General features: G+C 72.4%; 11 protein-coding genes. 4 read left to right on the forward strand and 7 right to left on the reverse strand.

Features of this window, described 5'->3' with window-relative positions; genetic code table 11:
• Positions 1-9 precede the first annotated feature (9 nt).
• The 7 genes from murD to rsmH all read right to left on the reverse strand — a co-directional run bounded on the left by murD (position 10) and on the right by rsmH (position 9,207).
• Positions 10-1,452: a UDP-N-acetylmuramoyl-L-alanine--D-glutamate ligase gene (gene murD, locus ACZ60X_RS01635; RefSeq protein ID WP_469592173.1), complete on the reverse strand. Its 1,443-nt coding sequence runs from the start codon at positions 1,450-1,452 to the stop codon at positions 10-12.
• Complete coding sequence (gene mraY, locus ACZ60X_RS01640; RefSeq protein ID WP_469592174.1) at positions 1,434-2,507, reverse strand: phospho-N-acetylmuramoyl-pentapeptide-transferase; 1,074 nt, start codon at positions 2,505-2,507, stop codon at positions 1,434-1,436. Before mraY ends, murD begins: the two co-directional genes overlap by 19 nt.
• Positions 2,504-3,910, reverse strand: a complete 1,407-nt coding sequence (locus ACZ60X_RS01645; RefSeq protein ID WP_469592175.1) for a UDP-N-acetylmuramoyl-tripeptide--D-alanyl-D-alanine ligase — start codon at positions 3,908-3,910, stop codon at positions 2,504-2,506. The genes mraY and ACZ60X_RS01645 overlap by 4 nt, the downstream gene beginning before the upstream one ends.
• Positions 3,911-3,938: 28 nt before the next feature.
• Positions 3,939-5,459: a UDP-N-acetylmuramoyl-L-alanyl-D-glutamate--2,6-diaminopimelate ligase gene (locus ACZ60X_RS01650; protein WP_469592176.1), complete on the reverse strand. Its 1,521-nt coding sequence runs from the start codon at positions 5,457-5,459 to the stop codon at positions 3,939-3,941.
• A gap of 163 nt (positions 5,460-5,622) precedes the next feature.
• Complete coding sequence (locus ACZ60X_RS01655; RefSeq protein ID WP_469592177.1) at positions 5,623-7,587, reverse strand: peptidoglycan D,D-transpeptidase FtsI family protein; 1,965 nt, start codon at positions 7,585-7,587, stop codon at positions 5,623-5,625.
• Between the two features lie 5 nt (positions 7,588-7,592).
• On the reverse strand, positions 7,593-8,180 hold the full coding sequence (ftsL, locus tag ACZ60X_RS01660) for a cell division protein FtsL (RefSeq protein ID WP_469592178.1): 588 nt from the start codon (positions 8,178-8,180) through the stop codon (positions 7,593-7,595).
• Positions 8,181-8,253: 73 nt separating this feature from the next.
• Positions 8,254-9,207, reverse strand: coding sequence for a 16S rRNA (cytosine(1402)-N(4))-methyltransferase RsmH (gene rsmH / locus ACZ60X_RS01665; protein ID WP_469592179.1), 954 nt, complete (start codon positions 9,205-9,207; stop codon positions 8,254-8,256).
• 418 nt (positions 9,208-9,625) lie between these two features.
• On the opposite strand from rsmH, the gene ACZ60X_RS01670 reads away from it, so the two are divergent.
• The 4 genes from ACZ60X_RS01670 (at position 9,626) to ACZ60X_RS01685 (ending at position 15,216) form a co-directional block, all read left to right on the forward strand.
• Positions 9,626-10,174, forward strand: a complete 549-nt coding sequence (locus ACZ60X_RS01670; RefSeq protein WP_469592180.1) for a beta-class carbonic anhydrase — start codon at positions 9,626-9,628, stop codon at positions 10,172-10,174.
• A gap of 256 nt (positions 10,175-10,430) precedes the next feature.
• A complete protein-coding gene (locus ACZ60X_RS01675) occupies positions 10,431-11,471 on the forward strand; it encodes an AAA family ATPase (protein WP_469592181.1) in 1,041 nt (346 codons plus the stop codon).
• Positions 11,471-12,832 carry a DUF58 domain-containing protein gene (locus tag ACZ60X_RS01680; RefSeq protein ID WP_469592182.1) on the forward strand — a complete coding sequence of 454 codons (1,362 nt, stop codon included), beginning with the start codon at positions 11,471-11,473 and terminating at the stop codon, positions 12,830-12,832. The genes ACZ60X_RS01675 and ACZ60X_RS01680 overlap by 1 nt, the downstream gene beginning before the upstream one ends.
• Positions 12,829-15,216 (forward strand): transglutaminase TgpA family protein, encoded by a 2,388-nt coding sequence (locus ACZ60X_RS01685; RefSeq protein ID WP_469592183.1) that lies wholly within the window; start codon positions 12,829-12,831, stop codon positions 15,214-15,216. Before ACZ60X_RS01680 ends, ACZ60X_RS01685 begins: the two co-directional genes overlap by 4 nt.
• The last annotated feature ends 17 nt before the right edge of the window (positions 15,217-15,233 follow it).

Here is a 15,233-nt window from a genome sequence, read left to right on the forward strand (position 1 = left end):
GACCCGCCGTCAGGCGCCCGCGCCGAGTTCGCGGACCGCTGCCGCGAACGCGTCACCGCGCTGGTTGTAGTTGGTGAACATGTCCATGGAGGCGCAGGCCGGGGCAAGGAGCACCGTGTCACCGGGCTGGGCAAGCCGCTTCGCTTCCGTCACCGCCTGGAGCATCGCCCCAGTGTCGGTCCGGTCGAGGTCGACGACGGGTACTTCCGGGGCGTGTCGCGCGAGGGCGTCGCGGATCAGCGCACGGTCGGCGCCGATGAGGACCGCCGCGCGCAGCCGCTTCGCCGAGGTGGCGACCAGCTCGTCGAAGGTCGCGCCCTTCGCCAGACCGCCCGCAATCCATACGATCGGTTCATATGCCGCCAAACTGGCTTCGGCTGCATGGGTGTTGGTGGCCTTGGAGTCGTCCACGTACGCGACGCCGTCGAGGTCGGCGACGTGCTCGATGCGGTGGGCGTCGGGGCGGAAGGCGCGCAGGCCGTCGCGCACGGCCGTGGCGGGCACCCCGAAGGCGCGCGCGAGGGCCGCCGCGGCAAGGGCGTTGGCGATGTTGTGCGGCGCCGGCGGGTTGACGTCCCGGACCTCGGCCAGCTCCTGCGCGTTCTTGTGCCGGTTCTCGACGAAGGCGCGGTCCACGAGGATGCCGTCCACGACACCGAGTTGGGAGGGGGCCGGGGCGCCGAGGGTGAACCCGACGGCCCGGCAGCCCTCCTCGACGTCGGCCTCGCGGACCAGGTCCTCGGTGGCCTTGTCCGCGACGTTGTAGACGCAGGCGACCCGATTGCCCTCGTAGATACGGCCCTTGTCCCGCGCGTACGCCTCCATGGAGCCGTGCCAGTCGAGGTGGTCCGGCGCGAGGTTCAGCACGGCGGCGGAGTGGGCGCGCAGGGACGGCGACCAGTGCAGCTGGTAGCTGGACAGCTCGACGGCGAGGACGTCGTACTCCTCCTCGCCGAGGACCACGTCCAACAGGGAGACGCCGATGTTGCCGACGGCGGCCGTGCGCAGGCCCGCGGCGGTGAGGATGGAGGCGAGCATCCGCACGGTGGTGGTCTTGCCGTTGGTGCCCGTGACCGCCAGCCAGGGGGCGGCGTCGGGACCGCGCAGGCGCCAGGCCAGCTCGACGTCGCCCCACACGGGCACGCCGGCCCGCTCGGCGGCGAGGAACAGCGGCTTGTCCGGCCGCCAGCCGGGCGTGGTGACGATCAGCTCGGTGCCCTCCGGCAGGGTCGCCCCGTCGCCGAGGCGCACGGTGATGCCGAGCGCCCGGAGTGCGGCGGCCTGCTCACGCGCGCGTGCGTCGTCGCCGTCGTTGACGACCGTGACGACGGCCCCGCGCGCGTGCAGCACCTTGGCCGCCGGGACGCCGGAGACACCGAGTCCGGCGACGGTGACGTGCATGCCCTGGAAGTCGAAGGGCTCCGAGGTGGAGGTCACTTGTCCGCTGCCCATCCTGCGTAGAAGAGGCCCAGTCCGACGATCACACAGATGCCCTGGATGATCCAGAATCGGACCACCACCAGGACTTCGGACCAGCCCTTGAGTTCGAAGTGGTGCTGGAGCGGTGCCATCCGGAAGACGCGCTTGCCGGTGAGCCGGAAGGAGCCGACCTGGATGACGACCGACATGGTGATGAGGACGAACAGGCCGCCCATGATGGCCAGCAGCAGCTCCGTGCGGGAGAGGATGGCCAGTCCGGTGAGCACACCGCCGAGGGCGAGCGAGCCGGTGTCGCCCATGAAGATCTTCGCCGGCGAGGTGTTCCACCACAGGAAGCCCAGGCAGGCGCCCATCAGCGCGGAGGCGATCACGGCGAGGTCGAGCGGGTCGCGCACCTCGTAGCAGGCGGCCGGGTTGGTCAGGGTCTGCGCGTTGGCGCAGGACTCCTGGAACTGCCAGACGCCGATGAAGGTGTAGGCGCCGAAGACGAGCACGGAGGCGCCGGTGGCGAGGCCGTCCAGACCGTCGGTGAGGTTCACGCCGTTCGACATCGCGAGGATCATGAACAGCGCCCAGACGACGAACAGCACCGGGCCGATCGTCCAGCCGAAGTCCGTGATGAACGACAGCTTGGTGGAGGCCGGGGTGTTGCCGCGCGCGTCGGCGAACTGGAGCGACAGCACGGCGAAGGCGATGCCGACGATCAGCTGGCCGGCCATCTTCGCCTTGGCGCGCAGGCCCAGCGAACGCCGCTTGACGATCTTGATGTAGTCGTCGAGGAAGCCGACCAGGCCCATGCCGGACATCAGGCCGAGGACCAGCAGGCCGGAGTAGGTGGGCGGGTAACCGGTGATGAGCTTGCTCAGGAAGTACGCGGCGATCGTCGCCAGGATGAAGGCGATACCGCCCATGGTCGGCGTACCGCGCTTGCTGGCGTGCTCGCGCGGGCCGTCGTCACGGATGTACTGGCCGTAGCCCTTGCGGGCGAGGAGCTTGATCAGCAGCGGGGTGCCGATCAGCGTCAGGAAGAGGCCAATGACTCCTGAGAACAGGATCTGCTTCATCATCGGGCGGCAACCTCGCCCTCGGCACCGGCCTCGAGCAGCGCCTGGGCCACGCTCTCCAGCCCCACCGAACGGGACGCCTTCACGAGTACGACGTCCCCCGGGCGCAACTCGCTGCGCAACAGGTCGATCGCCGCCTGTGCGTCGGACACGTGCACCGACTCCTCACCCCACGAACCCTCGTTATATGCGCCCAGTTGCAGCCAGGAGGCCTCAATCCCCCCGACGGCGACGAGCTTGCTGACGTTGAGCCGGACGGCGAGCCGTCCGACGGCGTCGTGCTCGGCGAGCGCCTCGTCCCCCAGCTCGGCCATCTTGCCGAGCACCGCCCAGGTGCGCCGCCCCCTGCCCATGGCCGCGAGCGCCCGCAGGGCGGCCCGCATGGACTCGGGGTTGGCGTTGTAGGCGTCGTTGACGATGGTCACGCCGTCCGGGCGCTCGGTGACCTCCATGCGCCAGCGGGAGAGGGAGCCCGCCTCGGAGAGCGCGGTGGCGATCTCTTCCGCGGACATGCCCAGCTCATGGGCGACGGCGGCCGCGGCGAGCGCGTTCGACACGTGGTGCTCACCGTACAGGCGCATGGTCACATCACATGCACCGGAGGGTGTGTGAAGCCTGAAGGAAGGGCGTCCGCTGTCCGTGAGTCGCACGTTCTCGGCGCGTACGTCCGCTTCGGCCGACTCTCCGAAAAGGACCACCTTCGCCTTGGTACGGGCGGCCATGGCGCGCACCAGCGGGTCGTCGGCGTTGAGGATCGCCGCGCCGTCCTCGGGGAGCGCCTCGACGAGTTCGCCCTTGGCCTCGGCGATCTGCTCGCGGCCGCCGAACTCGCCGATGTGGGCGGTGCCGACGTTGAGGACGAGGCCGATCCTCGGCGGGGTGAGACCGGCCAGGTAGCGGATGTGCCCGATGCCGCGGGCGCCCATCTCCAGTACGAGGAACCGGGTCTCCTCGGTGGCGGACAGGGCGGTCAGCGGCAGCCCGATCTCGTTGTTGAGCGAGCCGGGCGTGAACACCGTCGGGGCCTTGCGCCGGAGCACCTGGGCGATCAGGTCCTTGGTGCTGGTCTTGCCCGCGGAGCCGGTCAGGGCGACGAGGGTCGCGCCGAGCCGGCGTACGACGTGCCGGGCGAGGGCGCCGAGGGCGCTCTGCACGTCCTCGACCACGATCGCGGGCACGCCGACCGGGCGCGACGCCAGTACGGCGACCGCGCCCGCCTCGACGACCTGCGCGGCGAAGTCGTGGCCGTCCACGCGCTCGCCGACGAAGGCGACGAACAGGCTGCCGGGGACCACCTCGCGGGAGTCCCGGACGACCGGGCCCGTGACCTGGACCGACGGATCCGGTATGTCGTGCGTCTGCCCGCCGACGACGCTTACGATCTCGGCGAGGGAGAGGGCGATCACAAGTTCATCCCCTGGGTCTTCTGGATTTTCATCCCTGGGTCTTCTGGATGGCTTCGCGGAGCACCTGGCGGTCGTCGAAGGGACGGACCACACCGGCGATGTCCTGGCCCTGCTCGTGACCCTTGCCCGCGACCAGCACGGTGTCGCCGGGGGCGGCACGGCCGACGGCGGCCTCGATGGCGGCGGCCCGGTCCTCGAAGAGGAGCACCTCGCCGCGCTCGTGCGCGGGCACACCGGCCGCGCCCTGGAGCATGGTCGCGAGGATCGCGAGCGGGTCCTCGGAGCGGGGGTTGTCGGAGGTCAGTACGGCCGTGTCGGCGAGCCGGGCCGCGGCGGCGCCCATCGGGGCGCGCTTGGTCCGGTCGCGGTCGCCGCCGCAGCCGAGGACGACGTGCAGCCGTCCCTTGGTGACCTTGCGCAGCGCCTTGAGCACGGACTCGACCGCGTCGGTCTTGTGGGCGTAGTCGACGACCGCGAGGTAGGGCTGCCCGGCGTCCACGCGCTCCAGGCGGCCGGGGACGCCCGGTACGGCGGCGATGCCGTCGGCGGCGCCCTGCGGGTCGAGACCGGCGGCGGCGAGGGCGACGACGGCGGCGAGGGTGTTCGCCACGTTGAAGGGGCCGGCGATGGGCGAGCGGGCGTGGATCCGCTCGCCGTTCGGGCCGACGACGGTGAACGTCGAGTCCATCGGGCCGACCTGGACGTCCTCGGCACGCCAGTCGGCGTCGGGGTGGCCCTCGGCGGAGAAGGTGACGACCGGGACGGTGGCCTCCTTCGCGAGCCGGCGGCCGTACTCGTCGTCGGCGTTGACGACCCCGAGCCTGCTGCGGGCGGGCGTGAACAGCTGCGCCTTGGCCCGGAAGTAGTCCTCCATGCCGGAGTGGAACTCCATGTGTTCCGGGCTGAGGTTCGTGAACACGGCGATGTCGAAGACGCAGCCGTCGACCCGGCCGAGTACCAGCGCGTGACTGGAGACCTCCATGGCTACCGCCTCGACACCGCGTTCGCGCATGACGGCGAACAGGGCCTGGAGGTCGGTGGCCTCGGGGGTGGTGCGCTCGGACTTGATGCGCTCGTCACCGATGCGCATCTCGACGGTGCCGACGAGACCGGTGGACTTCGCGGTGCGCAAGCCCCCCTCGACCAGGTAGGCGGTGGTGGTCTTGCCGGAGGTGCCGGTGATGCCGATCTGGAGCAGGTCGCGGCCCGGCCGGCCGTAGATCGTCGCCGCCAGTTCGCCCATCCGCGCGCGCGGGTCCTCGACGACCAGGACCGGCAGTCCGGTCGCGGCGGCGCGCTCGGCGCCGGTCGGGTCGGTGAGCACGGCGGCCGCGCCGAGACCGGCGGCCTGGGTGACGAAGTCGGCGCCGTGCAGGCGGGCGCCCGGGAGGGCGGCGTACAGGTCGCCGGGGCGGACGGCGCGCGAGTCATGGGTGATCCCCGTGATCTCGGCGGCGGCGTCCGGGGCGGCGGCACCCAGCTGATCGGCCAGTTCCGCGAGGGGTGTGGCGGAGACCTCGACCGGTCGCGGCGGTCCCGGATATGTCACGGAAGCGCCCTTCTGGGTGGTTTGGGACTGATCAGCGTGTGGCACGGCGGTGAGCGTACCGGGCGCACCCGCTCCGGGGCGAAGCGAGGCCCCGGACGTGCTGTGGTTCCCGGGATCGGGGGTGATCGTTGTCACGGGCTGGTTCCTGGTGTTCCGGTGCCGATCAGGGCTTGTAGTCGACGGGCAGGTTGGCGGCCGGCGCTCCGGTCGGCGGGACCTGGAGGGTCTTGAGAGCGAACTCCATCACCTGCTTGTAGATGGGTCCGCAGATCTGGCCGCCGAAGTAGCTGCCGGAGGTGGCGTTCTGGATGGCGCAGTAGACGGTGATGCGGGGGTTGTCCGCGGGTGCGAAGCCGGCGAACGACGAGGTGTAGCCGTGGTACTTGCCGGTGGCCGGATCCACACGGTTGGCCGTACCGGTCTTGCCCGCGACGTTGTAGCCGGGGATGCGGGCCTTGATGCCGGTGCCCTGCTCGTCGTCCACGACGGACTCCAGCATCTGGGCGAGCGCCTTCGCCGTCTTCTCGCTGACGACGCGGGTCTCCTTGGGCTTGGGCGCCGGGGTGAAGCGCCCGTCGGCGCCCTTCGCGCCGCGCACCAGGGTCGGTTCGACGCGCACTCCGCCGTTGGCGATGGTCGAGTACACGGAGGCGGCCTGCATCGCGTTGATCGAGAAGCCCTGGCCGAAAGGAATCGTGTACTGCTGCGAAGTGGACCACTTCTGGTACGGCGCGAGGATGCCCGGTGTCTCGCCGGGGAAGCCGAGCCCGGTGTAGCCGCCGATGCCGAACTTGCGCAGGTACGAGTAGAGGACCTTGTCGGCCTCCGCTTGCGTCTTGCCGAGCTGGCCGGTGGCCAGGATGGTGCCGATGTTGCTCGACTTGGCGAGGACGCCGTTCAGCGTGAGGTACCAGGTGCCGTGGTCGACGTCGTCGGAGAAGAGCCGGTCGCCGCGGTGCAGGCGGTTCGGTACGACGACGTGGGTCAGCGGGGTGGCCGCGTTCTCCTCGAGCACGGCCGCCATGGACATCACCTTCGCCGTGGAGCCGGGTTCGAAGGCGTCCTGCATCGCCGCGTTGCCCATGGCGGCGGGGTCCGCCTTGGACAGGTCGTTGGGATCGAAGCCGGGTGCGTCGGCCATGGCGAGGATCTGCCCGGTGCGGGTGTCCTGGACGACGACGTAGCCGCGGTCGGCCTTGGACTTCTGCACCTGCTCGGTGATGGCGTTCTGCGCGGCCCACTGGATGTCGCGGTCGATGGTCAGCTCGACGTCGGAGCCGGGTACGGCGGGCGTCTGCGTCGATCCCGCGGTGGGCACCTCGCGCCCGCCGGCCTGGGCGTAGCGGATCTCACCGTCCTTGCCCGCCAGCTGCTTGTTCAGCTCCTGCTCGATGCCGCCGGCACCCTGGCCGTCGGCGTTGACCCAGCCCAGTATCCCGGCGGCGAGATCGCCGTTGGGGTACACGCGCTGGCTGCTGGGGTCGGCGAAGACGCCCGCGAGCACGTTGACGCTGTTCTTGTCCTTCTCCGCCTTCTTGGCGAGGGCGCTCCTGAGGTCCTTGATCTGCTTCCAGACCTGCGGGGTCTGCCGGGTGGCGAGCCGGGTGTAGCGGGACTTCCTGTTGGCGGGCCGCAGCTTCTTCACGAGCGTGGCCTGGTCCTGCCCGAGGATCGGCGCGAGCAGTGCGGCGGCCTGCTCCGGACCGTCGTCGATCTTCAGCTGCCCGGGGCTGAACATCGTCGGGTCGGCCGTGATGTCGTACGCGTCCTCGCTGACGGCCAGGGCCACGCCGTTGCGGTCGGTGATCCCGCCGCGCTCGGCGGCCAGGGTGTGCACGACGTACCGGTTCACGTCGGCCCGGGCCGAGTAGGTGCTCGCGTCGACGGCCTGGACCTGGAACAGCCGTACGACGAAGGCCATCAGCACCAGGGTCAGGGTGAGGCTGACCAGGCGCAGCCGGGGCCGCGGACTGCCGAGCCGGAGCGGGCGCTGAGCGGGGGGCCGCGCGCCGCTGGGCCGGCGCGCCGGCCGGGCATCGGGGCCGGCCTGCCGCCGCACGGCGCTCCCGGTCCGGGCCGGCCTGGCGGGACCGGGCACACGACGGCGCGGCGGTTGCCTGTCGGACACTTCCGTCACCTGCCGGGGGTCGGGGTGGAGGCGAGCTGGGGGCTGGGGGGCGGGGGTACCGCTGCCGACGGCAGCGAGGGGGCGGGGATGCCCGGGGTGCTCAGAGGGAAGATCTGCGGAGCCGCGGGGGCCGGGCCGGTCGGCGGCAGGGAGGTGGCCGGGGGCAGCGAGGCGGCGCCCGGGGTCATGACCTCGGGGGCCCTCGGTTCGGCGAAGGCGGCCGACTCCGGGGTGGCGGCGCTCGGGACGCCCTTGACCGTGCCGTCGGGGTTGAGGAAGGCCGGGTCGCCGCCGGGGACCATGCCGAGTTCACGGGCGCGGCGCTGGAGGGCGTCCGGTGAGGAGTAGGCGTCGATGTCCCGCTGGAGGGCCTGTTCCTCGTCGGTGAGGCTCTTGGTCCGCTTCTGGAGGTCGGCGAGTTCGAAGGCGCCTTCGCTGAGGGCGGAGTTCAGCACCAGCAGTCCGATGAGGCCACCGCCGAGGAGGAGGACGACGAGGAGGACGAACGGGGTACGGGCCGCCCGGGCGCGGCCGGCCGGGATGAGCCGGGCGAGCCGCGCCGCACGCCCCCTCAGTTCGGGCTTCCTCCTCACTGCTCCCCCCGGTGAGTTCGGGAATCCAATCGACCGTCCTGGTGGGTCCGGGAATCCAACCGACCCGTCTCGCTCACTCGTCCTCCCTGATGCGCTCGGCGCCGCGCAGCCTGGCCGGCGCGGCCCGGCGGTTCTCGGCGACCTCTTCCTCGGTGGGAAGTTCGGCACCCCGGGTGAGCAGCTTGAGCCGCGGCTGGTAGCGCTCGGGCACGACCGGCAGGCCGGGCGGCGCGGTGGACGCGGCACCGGCCGCGAACACCTGCTTCACCAGCCGGTCCTCCAGCGAGTGGTACGACAGCACGGCGACGCGCCCGCCGACGTCGAGGGCCTTCACCGCGGCCGGGATCGCCCGCTCAAGGACGGACAGTTCGCCGTTGACCTCGATGCGCAGCGCCTGGAAGGTGCGCTTGGCCGGGTTGCCGCCGGTGCGCTTGGCGGCCTGCGGCAGGGCGTCGCGGATCAGCTCCACGAGCCGGGCGCTGTTGGTGAACGGCTCCTTCTCGCGCTCGCGGACGATCGCGGCCACGATCCGCCTGGCCTGCTTCTCCTCGCCGTACGCGCGCAGGATGCGCACGAGTTCGCCCGGCGGGTAGGTGTTGAGCACCTCGGCGGCGCTGACGCCGGTCGTCTGGTCCATGCGCATGTCCAAGGGCGCGTCCTGGGCGTAGGCGAAGCCGCGGTCGGCCTCGTCCAGTTGCATGGAGGAGACGCCCAGGTCGAACAGGACGCCCTGCACGCGCGCGATGCCGAGCCGGCTCAGGACATCGGGCAGTTCGTCGTACACGGCGTGCACGAGGGTGGCGCGCTCGCCGAAGGGCGCGAGCCGCTCACCGGACAGCCGCAGAGCCTCCTTGTCCCGGTCGAGGCCGATCAGCCGGGCCTCGGGGAAGCGGGTCAGCAGCGCCTCGCTGTGGCCGCCGAGGCCGAGGGTGCAGTCGACGACCACCGCTCCCGGCCGCTCCAGGGCGGGCGCCAGCAGATCCAGGCACCGCTGGAGCATCACCGGGACGTGTCGACTCTGGCTCAAGGGGGCCTCTCAGATCCGCCGGCCGTGCCGCACCGCAGGGCCCTGTCCTGCTCGTGAGGAGGAAGGCCCGCCGGCGCCGGAAGCGTCAGCCGACCGGGAGCGGGAGGAGGCCGAGCCGTACGTACGCGCCGCGCACGTGGGGAGACGGTCCGGATGTTCGCCGGGGTCTCCTGGGTTTTCACCAGCGGAGAGAGCCGCGTCTCCCGCTTCGCGTCACTTTAGTCCACGGTGTCTCGCGGTCAATCAACCGGCCTGCGCGTCGCGTACCGCATCGCTGCCGACCCCGCAATGCGAGGGGTTTCACCCGTTCGGACATGTTTCGCGGTCCGTGTGGGTTAGCTCACAACAAGCCACCATGGCGTTCTTTGTCCGCTCTCACAGCGGGCCGAGACCAGGGGTGACCAGTAACGTCATGAGTATGACGACTTCCGCAGCAGCTCACACTGGATCCGAAGGCGCCATAAGCACGGGCGGGCGGGTGACCGACCGTCTGGTGGAGGCCAACCAGCGGTACGCCGCCGAGTTCACCGACCCCGGCATGGACGCGCGCCCCGTCCTCAACGTCGCGGTCGTGGCCTGTATGGACGCCCGTCTCGACCTGCACAAGGCGCTCGGCCTGCAGCTCGGCGACTGCCACACCATCCGCAACGCGGGCGGCGTCGTCACCGACGACGTGATCCGCTCGCTGACCATCAGCCAGCGCGCGCTCGGCACCCGCAGCGTCGTGCTCATCCACCACACCGGATGCGGCATGGAGTCCCTCACCGAGGACTTCCGCCACGACCTGGAGATGGAGGTGGGCCAGCGCCCGGCGTGGGCGGTGGAGGCCTTCCGGGACGTCGACCAGGACGTGCGCCAGTCCATGCAGCGCGTGCGCACCTCGCCGTTCCTGGTGCACACCGACGACGTGCGCGGCTTCGTGTTCGACGTGCGCACGGGCCTGCTGCGCGAGGTCGACCCCGCCTGACCGGGCCCGACCGGCCGGCCGCCCCGGAAAGCCCGGCGCCTTCTTCGCCGTCCTTGTGCCGAAACAGGGTCGAAAGAGCCGTAAGACCGACATCGTGCGGGCAGTTGTCCACAGGCGAGTGACACGAATCGGTAACGGCAGCAAGAATGCGGGGTGTGACGGCACGCGGAACTTTTCCCGCGTGGTGTCCGTGTTTCGGGGTGGGCCGGTTTCGCACGCAGCGCCGGCCCGGAAAGAACGGGCCGAGGAGGGCCGGGTGACGACCTATGACGATCGACAGAGCCTCACTGATCTGACCGCCACGGTGGAGCGGGTGCGCGGTTCGGTGGAGGGTGTGATCGAGGGCAAACCCGAGGTCGTACGGCTCGCGCTGACCGTGCTGCTCGCCGAGGGCCATCTGCTGATCGAGGACGTCCCCGGAGTGGGCAAGACGATGCTCGCCAAGGCGCTCGCGCGGTCCATCGACTGCTCGGTGCGGCGCATCCAGTTCACGCCCGACCTGCTGCCCTCGGACATCACGGGCGTGTCCATCTGGGACCAGCAGCGCCGGGACTTCGAGTTCAAGCCGGGCGCCATCTTCGCGCAGATCGTGATCGGCGACGAGATCAACCGCGCCTCGCCCAAGACCCAGTCGGCGCTGCTGGAGTCCATGGAGGAGCGCCAGGTCACCATCGACGGGCAGACCTACGAACTGCCCAGCCCCTTCATGGTGGTGGCCACGCAGAACCCGGTCGAGATGGAGGGCACCTACCCGCTGCCCGAGGCCCAGCGCGACCGCTTCATGGCCCGCGTCTCCGTCGGCTACCCGAGCGTGGAGGCCGAACTGCAGATGCTCGACGTCCACGGCGGGGTGAGCCCGCTGGATGACATGCAGCCGGTGGCGCACGCGCACGATGTCGTCAAGCTGGTCGAGGCGGTGCGCGGGGTGCACGTCTCCGAGCCGGTGCGGCGCTACGCCGTGGAGCTGGTCGCCGCCACCCGCACCCACCCCGACCTCAGACTCGGCGCCTCCCCGCGCGCGACGCTGCACCTGCTGCGCGCGGCGAAGGCGACCGCCGCCCTGGCCGGGCGGGAGTACGCGCTGCCGGACGACGTCCAGGCGCTCGCCGTCGCCGTCCTCGCCCACCGTCTGCTGCCCACGGCCCAGGCCCAGCTGGGCCGCCGTACGGCCGAGCAGGTCGTGCGGGAGATCCTCCAGCACACCCCGGTGCCCGCGGCGCAGGGCCTGCAAGGCGGCCTCGGCGGCCTGGGCCGCTCCGTCCCGGCCTATCCCCAGCAGCCCCCGCGGAGCCTGTGATGAGCGCCGGGGGGACCGGGCAGGCGGAGGGCGACCACGGGGAGACGGGCGGGGTCCGTACGGCCCTTGCGGGGCTGACGACCCGCGGCCGCTCCTTCCTCGCGGCCGGGATCGCCGCCGCGATCTGCGCGTACGTGCTGGGCCAGAGCGATCTGCTCCGGGTCGGCCTGCTGCTCGCCGTACTGCCCCTGCTCTGCGCGACCGTCCTGTACCGCACGCGCTACCGGGTGGCCGGCACCCGCCGGCTCGCCCCCGGGCGCGTGCCGGCCGGCAGCGAGGCCCGGGTGCACCTGCGGATGGACAACGTCTCCCGGCTGCCCACCGGCCTGCTGATGCTCCAGGACCGGGTGCCCTACGTCCTCGGGCCGCGCCCCCGGTTCGTGCTGGACCGCGTGGAGCCGGGCGGCCGCCGCGAGGTGTCCTACCGCGTCCGCTCCGACCTGCGCGGCCGCTATCCGCTGGGCCCGCTCCAGCTGCGGCTCACCGACCCCTTCGGGATGTGCGAACTGACCCGCTCCTTCGCGGCGTTCGACACGCTCACGGTCGTCCCGCGCGTGGAGCCGCTCGCCCCGGTCCGCTTCAGCGGCGAGGCCAAGGGCTACGGTGACGGGCGGCAGCGCTCGCTGGCCCTGGCGGGCGAGGACGACGCGATCCCGCGCGGCTACCGCTACGGCGACGACCTGCGCCGGGTGCACTGGCGCTCCACCGCGCGCTACGGCGAGCTGATGGTCCGCCGCGAGGAGCAGCCCCGGCGCTCACGCTGCACCGTCCTGCTGGACACCCGGGGCGGCGCCTACGAGGGCGCGGGCCCCGACTCGGCCTTCGAGTGGGCCGTCTCCGGCACCGCCTCGGTGCTGGTGCACATGCTCGAACGCGGCTTCTCGGTACGGCTGCTGACCGACACCGGCAGCGCGGTGCCCGGCGAGGGCGGTGACGGCTTCGCGGGCAGCGGCGCGGAGACGGCGGACGCGGCCGGGCTGATGATGGACACCCTCGCGGTGGTCGACCACTCCGACGGCACCGGCCTGTCCCGCGCGTACGACGTGCTGCGCGGCGGCAACGAGGGGCTGCTGGTGGCCTTCCTGGGCGACCTGGACGAGGAGCAGGCCGCGACGGTCGCCAAGATGAGCCGGCGTACCGGCGGCGCCGTCGCCTTCGTGCTCGACCCGGACACCTGGACCCGGGAGGCGACCGACGTGCCGCGCCCCGGCGCCCGGCACAGCGAGCGGCTGCGCATGCTGCGCGAGGCGGGCTGGACGGCGTTGAGCGTGCCGCGCGGGGGCTCGCTGAACGCCCTGTGGCAGCAGGCCGACCGGGAGCGTTCGGGGCTGGCCGGGGTGAGCGGGGAGGCGGCGGGATGAGCGGGCGGGCACGACTGGCGCTGAGCGCCGCGGCGGCCACGCTGATGGCCTCCTGCGCGCTGCTGCCGCTGGTGGCCGAACCGACCTGGCTGCTGCAGCTGGTGCCGCTGGTGGCCGTGCAGAGCGGGGTCGGCGCGGCGGCCCGCCGGGTGCCGCTGGGCCGGCCGCTGACCGTGGCCGCGCAGGCGCTGGCCACACTGCTCATGCTGACGGTGGTCTTCGCCCGGCAGCACGCGCTTTTCGGGCTGATCCCCGGCCCCGGCACCTTCCGGTACCTCGCCGACCTGCTCCAGCAGGGCTCCACCGACGTCAGCGACTACGCGATACCGGCGCCGCTCACCGGCGGCATCAAGCTGATGCTGATCGGGGGTGTCCTGGTCATCGGTCTGCTGGTGGACACCCTCGCGGTGACCTTCCGCAGCGCGGCCCCGGCCGGGCTGCCGCTGCTCGCGCTGTACTCGGTGGCTGCGGGACTGTCCCACGGCGGGGCCGACTGGCTGTGGTTCCTGGTGGCGGCGGCCGGCTATCTGATGCTGCTGCTCGCCGAGGGCCGCGAGCGCCTCGCGCAGTGGGGCCGGGTCTTCGGCGGCGGCCCCCGCTCCCCCGGGGCGGTCCCGGGCGGCGGCGCGGTCGCGCCGGTGCGCACCGGGCGCCGGATCGGCGCGGTCGCGCTGGGCGTGGCCCTGCTGGTGCCGCTCGCCCTGCCCGCGATGAGCGGCGGCCTGCTGGCCGCCGCGGGCACCGGCGTGGGTGAGGGCAACGGCGACGGGGGCACGATCTCTGCGGTCAACCCGCTGGTGTCACTGCGCGACAGTCTCAACACGAACAACGACCGCCAGGTGCTGTCCGTGAAGACCAGCTCGGACGACCTGTCGGACCTGTATCTGCGGATCGTCTCCCTGGACGACTTCGACGGCACCACCTGGAAGCCCGCCCAGCGGCACATCGTCGGGGTGCCGGACACGTTCCCGACGCCCATCGGCCTGAGCCCGTACGTCAAGCGGGGTACGGTGACGACGACGATCTCGGCGGCGGACTGGTACGCCCAGGACTGGCTGCCGATGCCGTACCCGCCGAGCGGAGTGAAGATCGCAGGCCGCTGGCGCTACGAGCCGGTCGGCATGACCCTCGTCGGTGACCACGGCCAGAACACCCGCGGTGAGACGTACCAGGTGAGCAGCCTGGACGTGCAGCCGACCGCCGATCAGCTGGCCGCCGCGCCGGAGCCGCCCGCGGCCCTGGAGCGCGCGTACACCCAGGTGCCGTCGTCGGTGCCGAAGGTGGTGGCGCAGACGGCGAAGCAGATCACCGCGGGCGCGCGCAACCACTACGAGGAAGCGGTCAAGCTCCAGGACTACTTCGCGGTCACGGGCGGCTTCCAGTACGACACCCAGGTGGAGGTCGGCCGGGGGCCGAACGCCATCGCGACCTTCCTGAAGAAGAAGCAGGGCTTCTGCGTCCACTTCTCCTTCGCCATGGCGGCGATGGCCCGCACCCTCGGCATCCCGGCCCGGGTGGCGGTGGGCTTCGCCCCGGGCACCGCGCAGGCGGACGGCACGGTCGCGGTGACTCAGAGGGACGCGCACGCCTGGCCGGAGCTGTACTTCGAGGGCGTGGGCTGGACCCGCTTCGAGCCGACCCCGACCCGGGGCACCACACCGTCGTACACGGTGTCGGACACGCCCGGCACCTCGCTGCCCGACCAGGGCCTGCCCTCGCGCGGGACGTCCTCGGCGCCGTCGACGGCGGCCTCGCCGAGCCAGAGCTGCACCCCCCAGCTGATCAAGCTCCAGGGCTGCGACTCGGCGTCCGCGGTGGCCGCCCCGCACACCGGGGGTGGGGACGCGGGCCCGTGGTGGGCGGTGCTGACCGGGCTGGCGGCGCTCGTGGTACTCGCCGTTCCGCTGTCGCCGTTGCTGTGGCGGGCGCGGGTGCGCGCGGCGCGGCTCGGGGCCCACGCCCGGACCGAGGAGGGCGGGGCGGCGCACATCCTGGCGGCCTGGCGGGAGCTGACGGACAGCGCCTGGGACTACGGCGTCACACCGGACGAGTCGCTGACGCCGCGCGGTGCGGCCGACCGCATCGTCCGGCTCGGCGAGTTGGACCCGGCGGCCGGTGCCGCGGTGCACCGGGTCGCGGACGCGGTGGAGCAGGTGCTGTACGCGCCGCGGCCGCGCCCGGCGGCGGGTGCCGCGCAGGATGTGCGCCGGGCGATCGAGGGGCTGCGCGGCGCGGTGGGTACGGGTGCGCGGCTGCGGGCGCGGTTCCTGCCGCGCTCGTCGGTGCGGGTGCTGTGGGCCGTCTCGGCCCGCTGGTCGGCGCTCACGGCGCGGGTGCGCGCGGCCCGGCCGAACCTCGGCCGGCCGTCGGAGCAGCGGAGCTGAGAAGGCGGGAAAGAATG

The sequence above is a fragment of the Streptomyces sp. NPDC104106 genome (genome assembly GCF_055584345.1).